16 protein-coding genes are annotated in these 18,083 nt (G+C 39.5%); 3 read left to right on the top strand and 13 right to left on the bottom strand.

The window, feature by feature from the left end; all coding sequences use genetic code 11:
• Window positions 1–118: 118 nt before the first annotated feature.
• The 3 genes from rpsI to DQ356_RS01935 form a co-directional block, all read right to left on the bottom strand.
• Entirely contained in the window at window positions 119–505 is a 387-nt protein-coding gene (rpsI, locus tag DQ356_RS01925) for a 30S ribosomal protein S9 (RefSeq protein ID WP_114302761.1), read from the bottom strand.
• A 5-nt stretch (window positions 506–510) separates the two neighbouring features.
• The gene (gene rplM / locus DQ356_RS01930; RefSeq protein WP_114302820.1) at window positions 511–966 is read right to left on the bottom strand and encodes a 50S ribosomal protein L13; all 456 of its coding nucleotides are present in this window, start codon (window positions 964–966) and stop codon (window positions 511–513) included.
• Window positions 967–1,112: 146 nt separating this feature from the next.
• The gene (locus DQ356_RS01935; protein ID WP_114302762.1) at window positions 1,113–1,445 is read right to left on the bottom strand and encodes a hypothetical protein; all 333 of its coding nucleotides are present in this window, start codon (window positions 1,443–1,445) and stop codon (window positions 1,113–1,115) included.
• Window positions 1,446–1,571: 126 nt separating this feature from the next.
• On the opposite strand from DQ356_RS01935, the gene DQ356_RS01940 reads away from it, so the two are divergent.
• The gene (locus tag DQ356_RS01940) at window positions 1,572–1,922 is read left to right on the top strand and encodes a hypothetical protein (RefSeq protein ID WP_114302763.1); all 351 of its coding nucleotides are present in this window, start codon (window positions 1,572–1,574) and stop codon (window positions 1,920–1,922) included.
• A gap of 97 nt (window positions 1,923–2,019) precedes the next feature.
• Window positions 2,020–2,448 carry a hypothetical protein gene (locus DQ356_RS01945; RefSeq protein ID WP_228420594.1) on the top strand — a complete coding sequence of 143 codons (429 nt, stop codon included), beginning with the start codon at window positions 2,020–2,022 and terminating at the stop codon, window positions 2,446–2,448.
• An 87-nt stretch (window positions 2,449–2,535) separates the two neighbouring features.
• Here DQ356_RS01945 and DQ356_RS01950 read toward each other — a convergent pair whose 3' ends face one another.
• From DQ356_RS01950 to DQ356_RS01970, 5 genes are all read right to left on the bottom strand, one after another.
• A complete protein-coding gene (locus tag DQ356_RS01950) occupies window positions 2,536–5,028 on the bottom strand; it encodes a T9SS type A sorting domain-containing protein (RefSeq protein ID WP_114302765.1) in 2,493 nt (830 codons plus the stop codon).
• Window positions 5,029–5,032: 4 nt separating this feature from the next.
• Window positions 5,033–7,366 (bottom strand): T9SS type A sorting domain-containing protein, encoded by a 2,334-nt coding sequence (locus DQ356_RS01955; RefSeq protein WP_114302766.1) that lies wholly within the window; start codon window positions 7,364–7,366, stop codon window positions 5,033–5,035.
• Window positions 7,367–7,586: 220 nt separating this feature from the next.
• The gene (locus DQ356_RS01960) at window positions 7,587–8,339 is read right to left on the bottom strand and encodes a hypothetical protein (protein ID WP_114302767.1); all 753 of its coding nucleotides are present in this window, start codon (window positions 8,337–8,339) and stop codon (window positions 7,587–7,589) included.
• A 146-nt stretch (window positions 8,340–8,485) separates the two neighbouring features.
• Window positions 8,486–9,139 carry a response regulator transcription factor gene (locus DQ356_RS01965; protein WP_114302768.1) on the bottom strand — a complete coding sequence of 218 codons (654 nt, stop codon included), beginning with the start codon at window positions 9,137–9,139 and terminating at the stop codon, window positions 8,486–8,488.
• Window positions 9,139–10,998 carry a tetratricopeptide repeat-containing sensor histidine kinase gene (locus DQ356_RS01970; protein ID WP_114302769.1) on the bottom strand — a complete coding sequence of 620 codons (1,860 nt, stop codon included), beginning with the start codon at window positions 10,996–10,998 and terminating at the stop codon, window positions 9,139–9,141. Before DQ356_RS01970 ends, DQ356_RS01965 begins: the two co-directional genes overlap by 1 nt.
• A gap of 281 nt (window positions 10,999–11,279) precedes the next feature.
• Between DQ356_RS01970 and DQ356_RS01975 the strand changes: the two genes are divergently transcribed.
• The gene (locus DQ356_RS01975; RefSeq protein ID WP_114302770.1) at window positions 11,280–14,663 is read left to right on the top strand and encodes a methylmalonyl-CoA mutase family protein; all 3,384 of its coding nucleotides are present in this window, start codon (window positions 11,280–11,282) and stop codon (window positions 14,661–14,663) included.
• Window positions 14,664–14,779: 116 nt separating this feature from the next.
• On the opposite strand, the gene DQ356_RS01980 is transcribed toward DQ356_RS01975, so the two are convergent.
• The 5 genes from DQ356_RS01980 to DQ356_RS02000 all read right to left on the bottom strand — a co-directional run bounded on the left by DQ356_RS01980 (window position 14,780) and on the right by DQ356_RS02000 (window position 18,030).
• On the bottom strand, window positions 14,780–15,370 hold the full coding sequence (locus DQ356_RS01980; protein ID WP_114302771.1) for a DUF1989 domain-containing protein: 591 nt from the start codon (window positions 15,368–15,370) through the stop codon (window positions 14,780–14,782).
• A 6-nt stretch (window positions 15,371–15,376) separates the two neighbouring features.
• Window positions 15,377–16,048, bottom strand: a complete 672-nt coding sequence (gntA, locus tag DQ356_RS01985; protein ID WP_317048681.1) for a guanitoxin biosynthesis heme-dependent pre-guanitoxin N-hydroxylase GntA — start codon at window positions 16,046–16,048, stop codon at window positions 15,377–15,379.
• 327 nt (window positions 16,049–16,375) lie between these two features.
• Entirely contained in the window at window positions 16,376–17,095 is a 720-nt protein-coding gene (locus DQ356_RS01990; RefSeq protein WP_114302773.1) for a hypothetical protein, read from the bottom strand.
• A complete protein-coding gene (locus tag DQ356_RS01995) occupies window positions 17,092–17,703 on the bottom strand; it encodes a hypothetical protein (RefSeq protein WP_114302774.1) in 612 nt (203 codons plus the stop codon). The genes DQ356_RS01990 and DQ356_RS01995 overlap by 4 nt, the downstream gene beginning before the upstream one ends.
• 3 nt (window positions 17,704–17,706) lie before the next feature.
• Window positions 17,707–18,030, bottom strand: a complete 324-nt coding sequence (locus DQ356_RS02000; RefSeq protein ID WP_114302775.1) for a PadR family transcriptional regulator — start codon at window positions 18,028–18,030, stop codon at window positions 17,707–17,709.
• Window positions 18,031–18,083: the final 53 nt, after the last annotated feature.

Genomic DNA, 18,083 nt, shown 5'->3' on the forward strand with positions numbered 1-18,083 from the left:
TGGGAGAAGAGTTTGGATGCTAAACTAAACGGGGCATTTTTTTGATTAGATAATAGAACCAAGAGCCGAAAACCAAGATTTTTGAAAGTCTCGAATCTCGTGTCTCGAATCTGCTTGATTAACGTTTTGAGAATTGGAATCTCTTTCTTGCTTTCTTCTGACCTGGTTTCTTTCTTTCCACCATTCTTGCATCTCTGGTTAATAAACCATGAGGCTTCAAAAGTGGTCTGAATTCTGCGTTTATTTCGCAAAGCGCTCTGGAAATCCCCAGTCTGATAGCTTCAGCCTGTCCTGTATTACCCCCTCCGAAAACGTTTACGGTAATATCATACTGGCCTGCAGTTTCAGTAAGAATAAAAGGCTGGTTTACTTTATAAACCATCACGTCTGTAGAAAAATAATCCTTAGCATCTTTTCCGTTTACTACGAAGTTTCCCGTTCCCGGCTTCACATAAACTCTGGCTACTGATGTTTTTCTTCTTCCGATTTTATGAACTGTAGACATACTTGTTATTTAAATTCGTTAACATTAATAGTTTTTGGCTGCTGAGCTTCGTGCTTATGCTCTGTACCTTCATATAAATAAAGGTTTTTAAAGATAGCAGATCCCAGTTTATTTTTCGGAAGCATTCCTTTTACAGATTTTTCCAAAACCTTCATCGGGTCTTTTTTCAATAGCTCTTCTGCAGTCTGCGACTTCTGACCACCAGGGTATCCTGTATGCCAGATGTACGTTTTATCTGCCCACTTGTTTCCTGAAAGAGTAATCTTCCCAGCATTCAAAACGATTACGTTATCACCACAATCAACATGAGGCGTAAAGTTCGTTTTGTGCTTTCCTCTCAAAATCTTCGCAACCGTGGAAGCTAATCTTCCTAATGGTTGCCCTTCAGCGTCTACCACAACCCATTCTTTATTAGCGGTAGCTTTGTTAGCTGAAACGGTTTTGTAACTTAATGTATTCACACTTTTTTGTTTACGGTTAAACATAATTTTCCCAATAAGGGTGTGCAAAGGTAGAAATTTTTTTTCAATCTGAAAACCTTTTTGTAATCTTTAAATAAAGTTGGGAAGCCAAATCTATTTGCTACTCAATAAATAAGGAAATACCTTTAATTCCGGAGCGATTTGGAGCTTTTGAAACTTGCGATGAGATAATATCCTACAAATACTGTAGAAAACTTAATGACCGACGGAACGGCAGTTTGAAAATCGAAAAAGAGAAATCCGGTAAGCAAAAGCACAGCAATTCCGATAAAAGAAATTCCCATTTTCTTACTCAATGGCCATTCCGGTTTGTCTACAAAATAAGCCATTCCCCAACCCAACCCGAAGGCGGTGCCATTGTACAAATCTATCATCCAGCCCTGGCTGCCTAACACATAATGATTGAGCAAGAAACTCAGTACAGTTCCAATAAGAAAATAAAGAAGGGCTTTCGGCATATTCAAATTATTTTTTTCAACTTCACAAGAGGGCAAAATTATGACATTTTATGAGAAATTAAAAAAAGATTTTGCCTGCATATTCTATTTCTGTTTCTTTGTTTTTTTTTAAATAAATTGTATATAATGAAAAAATATTTGTTTATTGTAGTGGTATTGCTATCCGTGCTTTCCTGTGATGCTTATTGGGAAAGACAAAACATGAAGAATTATGACTCTCCTTATAAAGGAAATTGGAAGGCCACTTATTCCGGAGAAGAAAACGGTTTTTTTACTTTGGATATAAATAAAAGTGGAAATGTTTTTGGTTTAAGAAATAATACAGACCATTTAGGTGGGAAGGTATATGAAGGTGGAGTTTTGATGAACTTACATTCACCCACTTCTGGTTTCGTTATTAATGGCAATTTGGAAACAAAAAGTGGCACGTGGAAAATGGGATCTATATCTGGAACATGGACAATAATAAAACAATGAAAAATTAATTATAACAGCTTTATCCTTTTTTAGTGTTTTTACATTTGCTCAGGATTCAGGTAGTGTAAAAAAATCCATTACAGGAACGCAAATCGGATTGTTTGGTGCAGAAGTATATAACGAGGCAAAACTTTCAGAAAAACTTGCACTCCGAAGCCAGCTTGCTTTATATCCTTCGCTTTGGGGTGGCAATATTTACAATAAAACGGGTTTCGCACTTACTCCTGCAATTTCGTTAACACCAAAATACTACTACAATTTGCGAAAAAGAGCAGATGCAGGGAAAAACCAAAACAATAATGCGGGTAATTATATTTCTCTAAAAGTAGAATACCTCCCGAATTGGTTCGTCATTTCCAATGTTGAAGACATATATGTAACCCCAATGATTTCTTTTGTTCCGACATGGGGATTAAGAAGAAACTTAGCAATTAAATTGGGATTAGGAGTAGGGAAAATCTTGGGAAAAGAAAATCACACGCAAATAGTTCCCGATATAAGTTTTAAAATCGGATACGATTTTTAGAAAAAAATCCGCCAAAAAAAACCTTCTCATGAGCATTTGAGAAGGTTTTATTTATTTTTGACAATCACCTTAAAACTAATGAAATCCTCATTTTTTAATTATTTTTCCCGTGGAAACATTTATTCCGGAATCATTGGTGATCCGGTAAACATAAATTCCGGGCTCCAATACGTCTTTATTTAACCGGTTTTCTCCTTTTTCTAATCTGTGTCTGCCTGTCATTTTGCCCGACAGATCAAAGAAATCAACCCACCCTTTTTCTTCTGCCATAATACTTAACACATCATAGAAAGGGTTCGGATATACAGAAAATTTTGAATGGAAAGATTCCACAGTTGCCAACGCACCGAAATTCATGATACCAAACGGTGAAAAACTGGAAATTCCTGATGCTGTAATCGAAAAGGGACCGCTGCCAGTTACACTGCCGCTGTTTTCTTGGTTCCACTGCCCGTTGTAGTAATGTCCTACCATTGCACCGGCCGCACTGAAGTTCACGTTCTGTTGCGCCGCATTCCAGCCGAAGGTGAGGTTTACGTTGCTGCCGCCGGCCGTGGCCTCAGAAATATCCCACGTAGCGTTTACGGCACCGTTTGTCGTATTCGCAATTCCTTCGGAGACTCTGGCCGAAAATGTATCTGGAGTACCGGAGTTGGAAACGGTGATGGGATTGTAGTGGTTTGCCGTTCCTATGGGCAAGGAAACCGCTCCACGTGCGGCGTTCAGATGCTGCACATTTACCGTGCCGGTGCCGTTGGTCACCATATACTGCGACGGACCGCCATTGGCCACTTGCGCAGCAGGCCCCAGATTTACGGAGTTGGCATTGAGGGTAATGTTTGCACCCAGGTTAAGGTTGCCGCCGATGTTCAGATTACCGGAAGAAAGATTCAGTGGCGAATTCAAACTCAGGTTGCCGGCATAGGCGGGGGCATCTGCAACAACGGTAAACCCTGTAGGTATATTTACAGGATCCGTAAAGCCCGGCACGGCGCCCGCACTCCAGTTGGAAGGGTTGCTCCAGTTACTGTTCACGGAGTTATTAAAGGTGTAGTCTCCCTTGAATTTATACAGATTCTTCGGGCTTTCTGTCACGAAATAAAGGCTGTCGCCCAGGGTGAAGAAATTCGTAGGTTTTGAAGAGTTGGAGATGGTATATGAGGAAACCGTAGTTGTACCCGGCAGCACGTCTAGAAGTCGCGCCGTATTTCCCACCGTACCGTCGCTGCGCCAGACTTCCATATTGTCGGCCACCTGATTAGAAAAATAAGGCACCATCTGGTCAAAGTCCTTATAATAGGCCGCTCCCTGATACAAAGCAAAACTGGGACGGTTGGTATTTTTGGTGGATACCACCGTGGTGCCTGAAGCAGTACCGTCGGAGTGAACCAATCTGAAGGTTGATGGCGACTGTATGAACTCTTCGAAAAAAACGTGCCCGTTGGATACTATGGTATAGTCAACCAGATAGTTGGTGGCATCCCGGATCTTTTTGGTATTCGACAGCGTTCCGTCCGTTGTCCACACTTCATTCTGCTCATTATTGGCAGGATCCTGTTTCAGCATAAAATAAAACTTCTGGCCATCGTTCACAAAATCGAGTACATTACCATAATAAGGTTTTTTGGAATCTGCGCCACTGGCCGTCTCATAGAAAAGCTGTGTCCCGGCGGCAGTTCCGTCGGATTTCCAGATTTCGTAATTCTGCTGGTTCCAGGATGGGCCCAGATTATCCGTAGCCCAGAACAGGAATTGTCCGTTGAGGGGTTTACTGAAGTGAGAACCCACAAACCAGTTGACAGCAGCTGGATTCACCTTCACCGTACCGGCAGCCGTTCCGTTGGTCTTATACAGAAACCCGCCCTGATCTGTGGTGACCTGACTACGGCCTGCGAAAAAATACTCACCATTGACTTTGGTACCACCTGTACCACCACCGTAGATTTTCTCTCCGCCAGCGGTAAGAAGCGGCTGTGTTCCCGCTACGGTACCGTCGGTCACCCATGCGATCTGATTTCCGTTGGAAACGGTGGTACTTGCGGGATCGTACGCCGTGAAAATCAGCTTGTTCCCGGCAAAATTATCGTTCAATTCCTGTACTCTGCCGCGTCCAAATAAAGAAATGGGCGATACTGCACTGTAATTGACCACCGGTGTGATTTTGTTCATGAGCTTCAGGGTTCCCGCCGCGGTGCCGTCTGTCACCCACAGTTCCGTAGTCATTTCCGTGGGGGCACCCCCGGCAGAAGGGTTAAGGTGTTGTGAGCGAAGAAAATAGAGCCGGTCTGCTGTCTGATTAAAAGATCCTATGGTACTGTAGTTTCCGTTTCCGGTGGTGTAAATAGTTCCCAGGTCTTTTAACAGCTGGGTACCTGCTGAGGTTCCGTCGGTTACATAAAGTTTACATTCCTGCGGGTTGGCCGGCTTCCCGATATAATACATTTTATTGTTAAAGATCTGTGGTAGTTCCACATCTTCATATTTGGGAACTTCAGCATTCGAAAGTTGTTTCACTAATGTAAGCTGCGCGTTTGTGGCAGTGAATACGCCCAGGGCGATCAGTATATATATGTTTTTCATGGTTTTAGTTTTTAAGCAGTTTGCCGGAAGCTATGGTTCCTCCTTTCAGATTTTTCAAAGCATAATAATAGAGTCCTGCTGGCAGCACGCCCACCTCCAGCCTGTTGGTGCCTTCTTTCAGCATTGCAGTTTGTACCATCTTTCCAGAAACATCAAAAAGGGTTATTGTTCCATTTTCTTCCGCTTCCACCTGAAGGTAATTACTAAACGGATTGGGATAAACGTGTACTGATGAATTGCGGACCTCCGCCGTCGCCAGCGCTCCGAAATTCATCACACCAAATGGAGAGAAGGTGTTGATGCCCGTCGCAGTTATATCAAACGGTCCGCTGCCGGTTACACTGCCGCTGTTTTCTTGGTTCCACTGTCCGTTGTAGTAATGTCCGACCTTCGCACCTGCCGCACTGAAGTTCACGTTCTGTTGCGCCGCATTCCAGCCGAAGGTGAGGTTTACATTACTGCCGCCGGCCGTACCTTCAGAAATATCCCACGTTGCGTTTACAGCACCGTTTGTCGTATTCGCAATTCCTTCGGAGACTCTGGCCGAAAATGTATCCGGAGTTCCCGAGTTGGAAATCGTAATGGGATTGTAATTTGTTGCAGTTCCTATTGGCAGCGTTACTGCACTGCGTGCGGCGTTCAGATTTTCAACATTTACGGTGCCTGTTCCATTCGTGACAACGTAATTGGAGGCATTTCCGTTTATAACTTGCGAAAATGAGCCCTTCAGATTGAGATTATTTTCGTTTAACGTTATTTTTGCGCCGAGATTAAGGTTTCCGCCAATATTTAGATTTCCATTTGATAAGTTGATCGGGGAGTCTTGCAATACATTGTTTGCATAAGCTTCAGCATCAATATTGACATTGGTACCGGCAGGTATGATTGCGTTTTCAGTTGAAAGAGGTGTTGCTGCCGAATTCCAGTTTGCATTGTTGCTCCAGTTATTATTCACGGAACCATTAAAAGTAAAATCTCCCACAAATTTATACAGTTTGTTTCCGCTTCCGTCATTTGCGAAAAAGAAAAGATTATTGTTTATCTCAAAATAACCGAAAGGTAAAGAAGGTAATAATCCTGGACGAATATCGAATGTTTTTACTGCCTGGGTCCCATCGCTGCGCCAAGGTTCTTTTTGATCTTGTGTATAATTAATAAATCCGGAACTAAACCACAACGTATTTTTAAAATTAAAGAACGACTCTACTGCAGGATTGGTATGGGGTAGAATTTGATAACCGTTCTCCTGATAATTGGTTTTAAAGATCGTTTGCATCGTTCCGCCATTGTAAGTGTAAAGACTTTCATTATTCATAGCAAAAGTGTCCGATGTAGATCCTTGAATAGCATCGGTGGGAGAAAGCTGGACAGTGCCGGCATCCGTGCCATCTGTTTTCCAAAGCGTTAGCATAGTATTGGAGGTGTCCCCGGTGGTCTGTATAGGAATGAGGATACCACCGGGGATTTTTCTAAATGCGAAATTTTTCCAAGTGTAATAATAGCTTGTTTGGGGTGAAATGTTTTTTATTATATGAGTCCCTGAAGTAGTTCCATCCGTAATCCAAGGTTCCATACCATTTGTAGCATCATAACCAAGAAAAATTAATTTACCATTAAATTCCACCATCGTATTATACATATAAACGATTAATCCTGCAGGGAGGGGAATATTGACGGTTCCGGCGTTGGTTCCGTCAGATTTCCAAAGTTGACCAGTACCTGTAAAGAAATACACATCCGTGCCCAATCTCGTAAATGCGTCCATTGGAGTATTTCCTGCTCCTGTCGTAATATCTTTTACCAATACTGTCCCCGCAACGGTTCCGTCGGATTTCCATAACTCTTTTCCGCTTGCCGTAGTATATCCGGAAAAAAACATTTCATTGCCAAGAATGGAATAATTGTAATAATCTGATAAATCACTTCCTATATCCAAAGGATAAGATGTGGTATTACTAAATTCTTTCAGTAAAAAAGTTCCTGCCGCTGTCCCGTCGGATCTCCAAAGTTCGTCATGCATTGCAAATGAAGGCGAAAAAACCATAACATTTATTTGAAAATAAAAGAAATCCTGTGCTGGAATAATCTTAGTGATGGTTCCGCCAGTAATACCTAAATCTTTAATCATCATAGTACCAGCATCAGTACCATCTGTGACCACTAATTTAACGGTAGTCCCGGCTTCAAAATAATATTTGCCGTTCCATTTATTATTTTGCCAGAAAGCTTGTTTGTTTGACGTAGGACTTAATCCAGCTAAAGTCACATCCTTTACTATACTGAGTTGCGCATTGGCAAATACCGACAAGACTATTGTCAGAAGATAGAATTGTTTCATTTTTTTAATATTTTTCGGATTAAAGCTGTAACCTTATTTTTTATCTATTTTCTGCCCTCGGTAAGTTAATTTTATTAGAAATCTCTAGACAATTTATTATTTTAGAAGTAAAAATTTACAATCAAAAAATTGGGCTTTTGATGAAGCCCTTCACCAGGCATGTTTGATAGAAAAAAAGCCGGCCAAAATGAAACCGACTCTTCCGCGTTTTTCATCAAATTTAATAGGTTATTACGCTTGTAGTGGTGTTTGTTCCTTTTGTTTCTACTCTTTTTGTGGGATAACCTTCACTATTGTATTCGTAGGTATAAGTAGTATTCATAGTACCTTGGTTATAAGTCAATCTGTTATTGGCATCTGCCTGAATCAAATCCCAGAAAAGTCCTTCCAAATTGAAAATTTTGCTAAGTCCTGTGATGTTTTTATGAATATTATTTTTTGCATCAAAAGTTGCGGTATCTGTTGAAACTACGTTGCCATTGTTGTCTAAATATTCTGTTTTGGCAATGTTCCCAGAACTCAACGTATATTTTTTGTTGGAATTATAGGCGCCGGTTGTTACTTCTGTCACCGTTCCATCTGTATTGTATGTATAATTGCGAACCGTGGTATTGCTGTTATAAATAGAAGTAACTTTTGAAAGTTTGTCATTTGCATATTCAAATGTACTTACAGTATAAGGCGTAAAATTTGGCCCGCTAAAAACTTCTAGTTTGGTGATGTTGTCGCCGGTATAAGTAAACTTTCCTTTGCTTACGTCGACTTGTGGATTGATGTTGATTTCTTTAATCTTATTTCCATCATAGGTGTAAGTAACCGTGGAAGTTGGCCATCCTTGCGAATAACTTCTTTCAATTGTTTTGGGAACTAAACCTCCTGTGGGAACTATTGGTAAAGGATCATTATCATTGGTACATGAGATAACACTTGTGACGGAAGCAATCACAAATGCTTTCATAATAAAATTTTTCATATTGACATATTTTTGGGGTTAGACAGATTATTGGGCAATTTTAGTTGTAGCGAATAAAAAAATCAAAAATGCCTTTATCGAACATATTAATTTTGATAACTACTCAACAAATTTGCGTCATAATATCCTATCAGTCAATGGGCTGTTCAGCCCAAAAATTTTTTCTTGTTTGCTTTATGAAGCAATTCTACACGATTATGAGCATGTAGTTTTTTGTAAATATTTTCGATGTGCCTCTTTACAGTAAATGGAGATATAAAAAGATTGTCTGCAATGGCTTTGTTTGTGAGTCCTTTCATGATCTGCTCCAGAATTTCTGATTCTCGGTCTGAGAGCTGGGGACTCTCGTCTTCAGAAACATGTCCGGAAAAAGAAGAACCGCGAAGAAAACTAAGCGTTTTCTGCGCGATAGAAGGAGACATTACTGCGCCACCGTTTTGTGTATCCAAGATGGTTTCGAATACTTTATCAGCTTTGGTGTCCTTTAAAATATAACTGTCCGCACCCGCTTTTATTGCATCAAATACATAATGGTCAGCATCATGCATGGTAATGATGATAATTTTAATCTGCGGATATTTTTGTTTAATGATTTCCGTGGCCCGTATTCCGTTCATTACGGGCATTTCAATATCCATGAGAACAATGTCTATCCTATGGTTTTTTGAAAGAAAATCCAGCGCTTCCTGTCCATTGTTAACAGTTCCTTTTATTACCACTTCGGGAAATTCTGAAAGTTTTATTTCCAGTGCCCGCAATGCGGTTATACTGTCTTCTGTAATGAGGGTTCTGATTGACATTATAATTTTACAGTAATTTCAAATTGAGTTCCTTTTCCCGCCGAAGTTTCAATGCCCAATTGCCCGCCTAATTCCATTATGCGTTGCTGAATATTCGCTAAACCTAGTGATTTATTTTTTTCGGTTTCCCAATTAAAACCAATTCCGTTATCTCTGATTTTTATGTAAAGATGATTTGCCGCTTGTTCTACGACTACAAAAATATCTTCCGCTTGTGAATATTTGATGGCATTATTCAGAATTTCCTGAAAAATTCGGTACAAATTGATAGCCTGCTTGGAATTCAGCTGAACATCATGTTGAATATCAAATGAAAAATGAAATTTTACTTTCTCCTGTGCTTCAGACGCCTGACTAATAAAATTGAGGAGTTTCACCTTTAGCTCGTGAAGCTTCAGCTCAGAACTGTTCAGAACCCAAATGGTATTTTTCAATTCATTAACGGTATTTTCGGAGAACTCGGACAATGTGTTGATTTTTTTACTAATGCTTTCATCCAAAATTATTGCGGAATTCTTCAGACTATCTGAAATAGAACTGATTAAAGTAAGCTGCGAACCTAAACTATCGTGCAATTCCCGTGATATTTCGAGCTGTAGTTTTTTCTGTTTTAATCTTGATTTAATCTGCAAATAACGCACGATGCCCAAAGTAATCACAATAAGACTGCCAAGCAAAAGCAGCCAGATGTTTTTTCTTTGTGAACGAAATTCTTCTTCTCGCAACTGAAGCTGAGTTTCCGAAAGTTCTTTTTCTTTCTTTTTGGTCTCGAAAAGTGCGTTGTATTCAGCAAAAGATTTCTCGCTTTCTTCGTTCAGATGCTTTTTATATTTCTCCAGATAAATTTCGTTTGTTTCCAGCGCTTTTTTAAAATTATCCTGTTTTTCATATATTCTCTTTAGAGCTGCATATGCTTTCAGGGAGTTATTAAATTGTTGGGTTTCTGAAAAAATATTGATTGCTTCCTGAAGATATTCGTGTGCCTTTTCATAATTTTCCCTCGCCGTTTCTACCTCTGCAAGATTGATATACGTATCTGCAATCCAAGTGGGATTGTTTAACTTTTTATCAATGATGAGATTTTGTTTGAAATAAAAAACAGCTTTGTCATAATCCTTCAGATAATTAAAGTAACATCTTGCCAGATTGTCCTGAAACGTGATTTTCACGGCATCATTCCCAGCTTTATCTGCAAGTATCATCCCTTTTCTGTCCAGATCCATGGCAATGAGATAGTTCCCTTTTTTCGCTTCCATATTGGCCAGAGTATGCAAAGCAATAAAATAAGGCTTTCCTATTTCTTTATTTTTTTGAAGTTGAAAAACCTGTTCAATATATTTTCTGGCTTCATTTTCTTGTTCTTTTTCAAAATGAAGCTGCGCCAGCGAAGCATAGGTTCCCGCCAGACGCAAAGTGTCTTTTTGGTTTTCACCATATTCAACTGACTTCTGGAACCAGCCTAATGCTTTGGGAAAATTTCCCAAATGTCTATAACAGACTCCCATTCCCACAAATGCATAATCAGTTGCGCTATCATTTTCAGGCAGTCCCTCCAGGGCTTTTTCATAATGAGTTATAGCTGACAGATATGCACCCTCTTTTCTAAAATAAGTGGCTTTACTCAATTCATTTAGCGCTGTAAAATAAGGTTTTTTTGATTGCAATACTTCCAGTTTCTGAAAATACCACAACAGACTATCTTTCGGTAAGTCAGCCTGCAAAACGATTTGGGTGTAGGCGTCTTTTATTTTTTTCTCATCATCATGGAGTACTTCCACGCTGTCTCCCGCACTCTTTTCCTTGCTGCAGGAAACAACCGCGAATAAAAAAAAGAAAATTAAAACCCTAAATTTTCCCATAAATGTGATTTGGCTGCACGAAATCAGCGTTATAACGCAGTAAACTTTACAATATGAAGATTCTCAATAACGCCTGCACCCTTACATCAAAACTACAAATTTTTCTCTTTCACTGTAAAAAATATACATGATTCTTAATATTTTTTTGAGCGGGGTCTGCCTACCCAGTCCAGAGTAAAGACATATTATCATTTTTATATATATCTTCATTTGTTATTCCCTTTTTTACTTTTTGCGGAATTGCCTATCTTTGAAGACTTTCAAATTTTCTACATTTTTTTATGGAAAACCAAAAATATACTCCTAAAAACAAGGTGAGAATCGTAACTGCTGCATCCTTATTCGACGGGCACGATGCTGCTATCAATATCATGCGCCGCGTGATTCAGGGAACAGGCTGCGAGGTAATTCACCTCGGACATGATAAATCTGCGGAAGAAGTGGTCAACACTGCTATTCAGGAAGATGCAAATGCTATTGCCCTCACTTCCTACCAAGGCGGACATAATGAATATTTTAAATATATCTACGATCTTCTGAGAGAAAAAGGTGCTCCGCAAATCAAGATTTTCGGCGGCGGCGGCGGCGTAATTCTGCCCGAAGAAATTAAAGATCTGATGTCGTACGGTATCGACCGGATTTATGCTCCCGATGATGGCCGCGAATTAGGATTGCAAGGAATGATCGACGATTTGGTGCAAAAATCCGACTTTGCTACCGGCGAACACATCACCGTTTCCGATTTGGACAAAATTTCTTTTGAAGATTCAAAATCTATCGCGCAGGTCATTTCTGCAGTGGAAAACTTCTCTGAAGAAAAGCCCGAGTTGGTACAGGAAATCAATGATCGTATTGCTGCATTATCTTCTGAAGAAGGGATGAAGAAAATTCCCATCATTGGCATCACCGGAACCGGCGGGGCTGGAAAATCCTCACTCACAGATGAACTCGTACGGAGGTTTCTTCGTTCCAATCCAGAAAGAAAAATCGCTATTATTTCTGTTGATCCTTCCAAAAAGAAAACCGGCGGTGCGCTGTTGGGCGACAGGATCCGGATGAATTCCATTAACGATAAACGGGTTTACATGCGTTCCATGGCGACTCGGGAAAATAATGTTTCGGTTTCCCCATACATCCATTCCGCGATTAATATTTTAAAAATCGCAAATCCAGATTTAATTATTCTGGAAACTTCAGGAATCGGACAGAGCGGTTCGGAAATCACTGAAATTGCAGACGTTTCTATGTACGTAATGACTCCTGAATACGGAGCTTCTACACAATTGGAGAAAATCGATATGCTGGATTATGCAGATCTTATCGTGCTTAATAAATCTGACAAGCGCGGCGCTTTGGATGCACTGCAGGCTGTTAGAAAACAATACCAGAGAAACCACGTTCTTTTCGATAAAAACCTTGAAGAAATGCCGGTATTTTCTACCAAGGCAAGCCAGTTCAATGATTGGGGAACCACCGAGGTTTTCAATGCGTTGGTAGGAAAAATAAACGAAAAATTTGAAAGCCTGAACCTGGATGAATATCAAGAACAGAACGTGTCCGAAGACAGTACCGTCATTCCCCCAAAACGGGTTCGCTATCTTTCAGAAATTGTGGAAAACAACCGCGGTTACGATAAAAATGTAGAGGAACAAGCACTTATCGCCAAGCAAATGTACTTGATAGACGGAGCCAAAAAATTCATTACTGATGATCCGCACACCCACGATAAGTTGGAAAAAATCTTTCTGAAAACCAAAAAAGATTTGCTGGAAGAAAACAGCGCATTTCTTCGGGGTTGGCATCATTTCAAGGAAGACCTGAAAGCCGACAGCTATTCTTATTTTGTTCGTGGAAAAGAAATAAAAGTAGAAACCACTTCTGAAAGTTTATCCGGGCTAAAAATTCCAAAGATTTCTCTGCCGAAATTCCAGGACTGGGGCGACCTCATCCGATGGAAAGGCCAGGAAAACGTACCGGGACAATTTCCGTTCACCGCAGGAATTTATCCTTTCAAAAGAACTGGTGAAGACCCTACAAGAATGTTTGCCGGCGAAGGCGGACCGGAAAGAACCAACCGCAGATTTCACTATGTATCTGCCGAAATGCCTGCCAAAAGGCTTTCCACAGCTTTCGACTCTGTGACACTATATGGACAGGATCCCGCATTTCCACCGGATATTTATGGGAAAATTGGAAATGCCGGCGTTTCTATCGCCACTCTGGATGATGCCAAAAAACTCTATTCCGGTTTTGATCTGGTGAATGCTTTAACATCGGTTTCCATGACGATCAACGGGCCGGCTCCCATGCTGTTGTCATTCTTCATGAATGCTGCCATTGATCAGAATTGTGAAAAATATATTGAAGAAAATAACCTTTGGGATATCGTTGAAGAGAAATTAAAAGCAAAATTCGATGATAAAGGCCTGAAAAGACCAACCTACAGCGGTGAACTTCCGCCTTCAAATAACGGTCTCGGATTAAAACTTTTGGGAATAACCGGCGATGAAGTTCTGGACAAAGAAGTGTATGAAAAAATAAAAGCTGATACCATTGCTACCGTTCGCGGAACTGTTCAGGCAGATATTCTGAAGGAAGATCAGGCACAGAACACCTGTATTTTCTCTACAGAGTTTGCATTAAGGCTGATGGGCGATGTTCAGGAATATTTCATTGAAAATAAAGTCAGGAATTTCTACTCAGTTTCTATTTCCGGATACCATATTGCCGAAGCCGGTGCTAATCCTGTTTCACAATTAGCTTTTACGCTTGCCAACGGCTTTACGTATGTGGAATATTACCTTTCCCGCGGAATGGACATCAATGCATTTGCACCGAATCTTTCTTTCTTTTTCTCCAACGGAGTGGATCCTGAATATGCCGTTATTGGTCGTGTAGCAAGAAGAATTTGGGCAAAAGCCATGAAATATAAATACGGAGCCGATGAACGTTCGCAAATGCTGAAATACCACATCCAGACTTCGGGAAGATCGCTGCATGCTCAGGAAATTGATTTTAACGATATCCGGACAACGCTTCAGGCACTTTATGCTATTTATGACAATTGTAATTCATTACATACCAATGCTTACGATGAAGCCATCACAACGCCAACGGAAGAATCTGTAAGAAGAGCAATGGCCATTCAATTGATCATCAACAAAGAATTAGGCTTGGCTAAAAATGAAAATCCGTTGCAGGGTTCTTTCATTATTGAAGAGTTAACAGATCTGGTAGAAGAAGCGGTGTATGCTGAATTTGACAGAATTACGGAAAGAGGTGGTGTTCTGGGTGCGATGGAAACAATGTACCAACGTTCGAAGATTCAAGAGGAATCCATGCATTATGAATGGCTGAAACATACGGGTGAATATCCGATTATCGGGGTAAATACTTTTCTGGGGAAAGATGGTTCGCCAACAGTTCTTCCGGGAGAGGTAATCCGTTCCACTGAAGAGGAAAAGCAACTGCAGATTCAGAATCTGGAAAATTTCCAGAAAGCACATGCGGACAAGTCTGAACAAATGCTGGAGAAACTTCAGAAAGCTGCCATCAATCAACAAAATTTATTTGAAGTAATGATGGAAGCCGGAAAACACTGTTCACTTGGGCAAATTACAACTGCACTATTCGAAGTAGGCGGAAGATACAGACGAAATATGTAATATCGTTGATTCAAATGATTATATTAAATTAAAAGTAAAGCTTCCGGAAATTTTCAGGAAGCTTTACTTATTTTTAAAGGTCTAAGTTTATTATAATTTATCGATCAATCCAAAAATCAATTATCTTTTATAAAATAATGAATAGGTTTAAAAGTGCCACCATTACTGTCTTCAGCAGAGCACGCGGTAAGACCAACCAGCAGATCCATCAGGGCTTCAAACTCCACATAATCGCCAGGTTTGGAAGTAGGAGGTAGAACGGAAATCTTTCCGCTTACATCGAACTGAACATTCATGAATATATTAAAAGCTGTGGGAACATCATCCTGTGTAATCCCAAAAGGTTCGAGATTTTTCGTCAAATTCTCCAGACAACTGGGATGATAATCATGATAATCATACATAATTTCAAAAGTCTCTTTACTGCACGGAGCGAGAAGAAAATCGTTCCGTCCATTGGTGTCGGCCGAAATTCGAACCATTTTCCGAGAACGATTACTCCACAATGTATTTCCTGCTGTGAGCAATATTGATTCTTCGAAGTCCAACGTTTTTCCAGATGAAATCCTTTCCCCATAGTCATGTAAATTAAACAAAACCATGTCGCTCACCTGCTTTCCCTGAGGGTCCATTACGGTAAGAATCTGTCCTTTTTTCATGGTGAAGGCCTTCCCTGTCTGCGGAGGTATAATAGTATAGTTTTCCATTCTGATTTATTTGTGATGAAACGGACACTTCCAGTTGCTTTCCACGTGTCTGCCGCTGTATTGCCGGGTTTCTGAATCTTCTCCGAAATCCCGTAGCACCGGATTGATACTTCCTTGTAGTTTTTCGTCGTTTTTTCGAACCAAATCCCGTATTTTTTCATACTTTCCGATTTCCCGGAGTTTCTCAAACTGGCAATGAAGATTGAACACCAAAGTTGTAGAGGGTGCTTGCCGTGCTTTTCTGGAACTTTTCGGATGAAGGCCAATAATATAGAATGCTTTGCCGAGAAGGCTAAAACTGAAATCGGCATCTTCAGGATCTCGACTCACAGTAGAATCCCAAGGTTTAGGATCATGATGATGTAAGTTTTGTAAAAGTTGCCATAAAGATTTTTCAAAAGTGATTTCATCTTCAAAATGATTGTCAGGGAAAATGGCGGCAAATGAGCGATATTCCGTAGAATTTAAGTTAGTATTTTCCAGAAAAGTCTGTAAATCCTGTAAAATAGCATGAGCTGTGGCATCACTTTTCATTTCATCATACACTCGTATATCGTAACGTTCCATTTTAAAAACGGAGCGCGCCATCATACAAGGATGATTTCCTTCTAAAATAAAAGATTTAAAGTTTTTCTCTATTGTATTCCTTAAATATTCAGGTTGAATACTGCTCATTATCTTTTGTTTATTGGTTGGCGTCGAATCTTATGGGTTCAGTTGGCTTTTAGTGCAAGTATAATACCACGAGACGACATCGCTCTTTTGAGAGGTTGAACAATAAAACAGACTTTGCGATAAGAATTAGAAAAATATTTGTTTGGGACTATCCATAGAGTTATGGAAGTGTGATTTCTCATCAGCCTACCAAAATAAAAGAGGAATTTACCTTACAACTTATTTTAGAATCGGGATGAATTCTAATTATTTTTACAGTAACAAAACATGACGATAAGGAAATTTACCCATGTTGCGATTTAAATAAAAAAAACTTCAAGGTTCCGGTGTTCACCCTTGCTTCAGATACTTCAAAAAAGGTTTTACTTTCTGAATCTGCCGGAGATAACGTTGTTGCGATAAAAATATCAAAATGCTCGCTGAATATAATAAAAAGCATCCGAAAGCAATCACCACACTGCGGTTGATATCATATCGAATTTCCGAATGAAAAGTGTTGTACCAATAGGAAGAAATGTCATTCATCCGCAGCAAGAACTGTAGAGAAACTATAGGAAAGCTGATAAAAGTAAAAACATACATCTGATATTCTGTCAGAACATAATTGCTGTACTTTTTTGCCAATGCGAAATCTTTACGATTCATAAAATAAAACAACACCGGCCCGAAGACAAACACGATATAAGCTGCGATCATCAGATATAGAAAATGACTTTCTGATAAAAATGCCATCGAAACATACATCATTCCCGTCAACAGCAAACCGAATAGTGCAGCTTTGAAAAAAATACCTCTAAAACTTTCCCTGCGAATTCTTCGCATTAAATCGCTTTTATCTTCAATATCTAATCCGCCGCTCCAATAGGGTTTCAGGTCTTTTCTCCATGTATTTTTAGTTTTGGTGAACGCTTCTTCAAAAGTCTGACCTTCTTTCTGCAGCTCCATCATTTGGGAAATAAAATGATCATTCACTTCTATCAGAACGTCTATCGGAAGTTTCTTTGTGAGAAGATAATTTCGGATTTCAGAGAGTTGTTCTTCGGTGATCATAAAACTAATTTTTTATTCTTTTGAAACCTCAGCAAAAGGATGAAAACAATCAAAGTATAAGTGATGCCAAATGTTCGGATGAAAGCTGTATAATCTTTTTCAAAAAAATCTTTGGAAAAAAATTCTCCAAACAGAAATACCCCAAAAACTAAAGCATGCCCTCTTGTCGCCATTGGATGGAAAAACAAACGGAAGACTTGCAGAACATCGATATTCCTTGAAATGAGTGAATGTAAAAAAAACAAAACAAAAATAAAGGAAAGCCCTACTATAATGTAAGACTGCATAGGTGGATACAAAAGCTGAAAAAGCAGAAATACACCTGCAATAATAAAGCTATTTTTAAAAATTGCTTTATAGTAACTTTGTCTTATTCTGGCCTCAATTCGGGGAATTCTGCCGATGGATAAAATATCCGGCGAAACCATTTTAAATTCATCATGCCATTTTAATTTAACTTGGATGAACGCTTCGTGAAAACCCATTCCTTCCGACATTTTTTTGTCAATATCCAAGAAGAAATGATCCAATACTTCTTTATACAAAGGATAGGACAGTTTTTTACTTTTCAGAAAATCAATTACAGTGTTTTTTTCAGCAAGATTCATACGCTAAATATTAAAAATCGTGTTTAGATTTCCGATATAACTTTTCATTTCCTGCTCCTGTTTCGCCTGTTGTTTTTTTCCTTTCTCAGTAAGCAGATAATATTTTCTGTCGCGCCCATTTACATTCTGAATTTCGGAATAAATAACGCCTTCGTTTTCTAATTTATGAAGAATGGGATACAATGCACCTTCCGTCATTTCCAGTTCGCCTTGGGTGAGTTCTTTCGCTCGCTGCGTCATTTGATAACCATACATTTTCACCTCGGCTGAGAGCAACTTGAGGATAATATTCTGTAACGTTCCTTTGTATAATGCATTTCTCTTCATGTTGAATATAAATGATGTAGGACAAATTTATACATAATTTTCTTATGCATGCA

The organism is Chryseobacterium lacus (assembly GCF_003336205.1).
Taxonomy (GTDB): domain Bacteria; phylum Bacteroidota; class Bacteroidia; order Flavobacteriales; family Weeksellaceae; genus Chryseobacterium_A; species Chryseobacterium_A lacus.

Coding starts and splice junctions, on each gene's coding strand:
- DQ356_RS01950 (WP_114302765.1), bottom strand. CDS start 5,028: ATGAAAAACATATATATACTGATCGCCCTGGGCGTATTCACTGCCACA.
- DQ356_RS01955 (WP_114302766.1), bottom strand. CDS start 7,366: ATGAAACAATTCTATCTTCTGACAATAGTCTTGTCGGTATTTGCCAAT.
- DQ356_RS01990 (WP_114302773.1), bottom strand. CDS start 17,095: ATGATCACCGAAGAACAACTCTCTGAAATCCGAAATTATCTTCTCACA.
- DQ356_RS01960 (WP_114302767.1), bottom strand. CDS start 8,339: ATGAAAAATTTTATTATGAAAGCATTTGTGATTGCTTCCGTCACAAGT.
- DQ356_RS01940 (WP_114302763.1), top strand. CDS start 1,572: ATGAAAAAATATTTGTTTATTGTAGTGGTATTGCTATCCGTGCTTTCC.
- rpsI (WP_114302761.1), bottom strand. CDS start 505: ATGTCTACAGTTCATAAAATCGGAAGAAGAAAAACATCAGTAGCCAGA.
- DQ356_RS01975 (WP_114302770.1), top strand. CDS start 11,280: ATGGAAAACCAAAAATATACTCCTAAAAACAAGGTGAGAATCGTAACT.
- DQ356_RS01995 (WP_114302774.1), bottom strand. CDS start 17,703: ATGAATCTTGCTGAAAAAAACACTGTAATTGATTTTCTGAAAAGTAAA.
- DQ356_RS01970 (WP_114302769.1), bottom strand. CDS start 10,998: ATGGGAAAATTTAGGGTTTTAATTTTCTTTTTTTTATTCGCGGTTGTT.
- DQ356_RS01980 (WP_114302771.1), bottom strand. CDS start 15,370: ATGGAAAACTATACTATTATACCTCCGCAGACAGGGAAGGCCTTCACC.
- DQ356_RS02000 (WP_114302775.1), bottom strand. CDS start 18,030: ATGAAGAGAAATGCATTATACAAAGGAACGTTACAGAATATTATCCTC.
- DQ356_RS01935 (WP_114302762.1), bottom strand. CDS start 1,445: ATGCCGAAAGCCCTTCTTTATTTTCTTATTGGAACTGTACTGAGTTTC.
- DQ356_RS01965 (WP_114302768.1), bottom strand. CDS start 9,139: ATGTCAATCAGAACCCTCATTACAGAAGACAGTATAACCGCATTGCGG.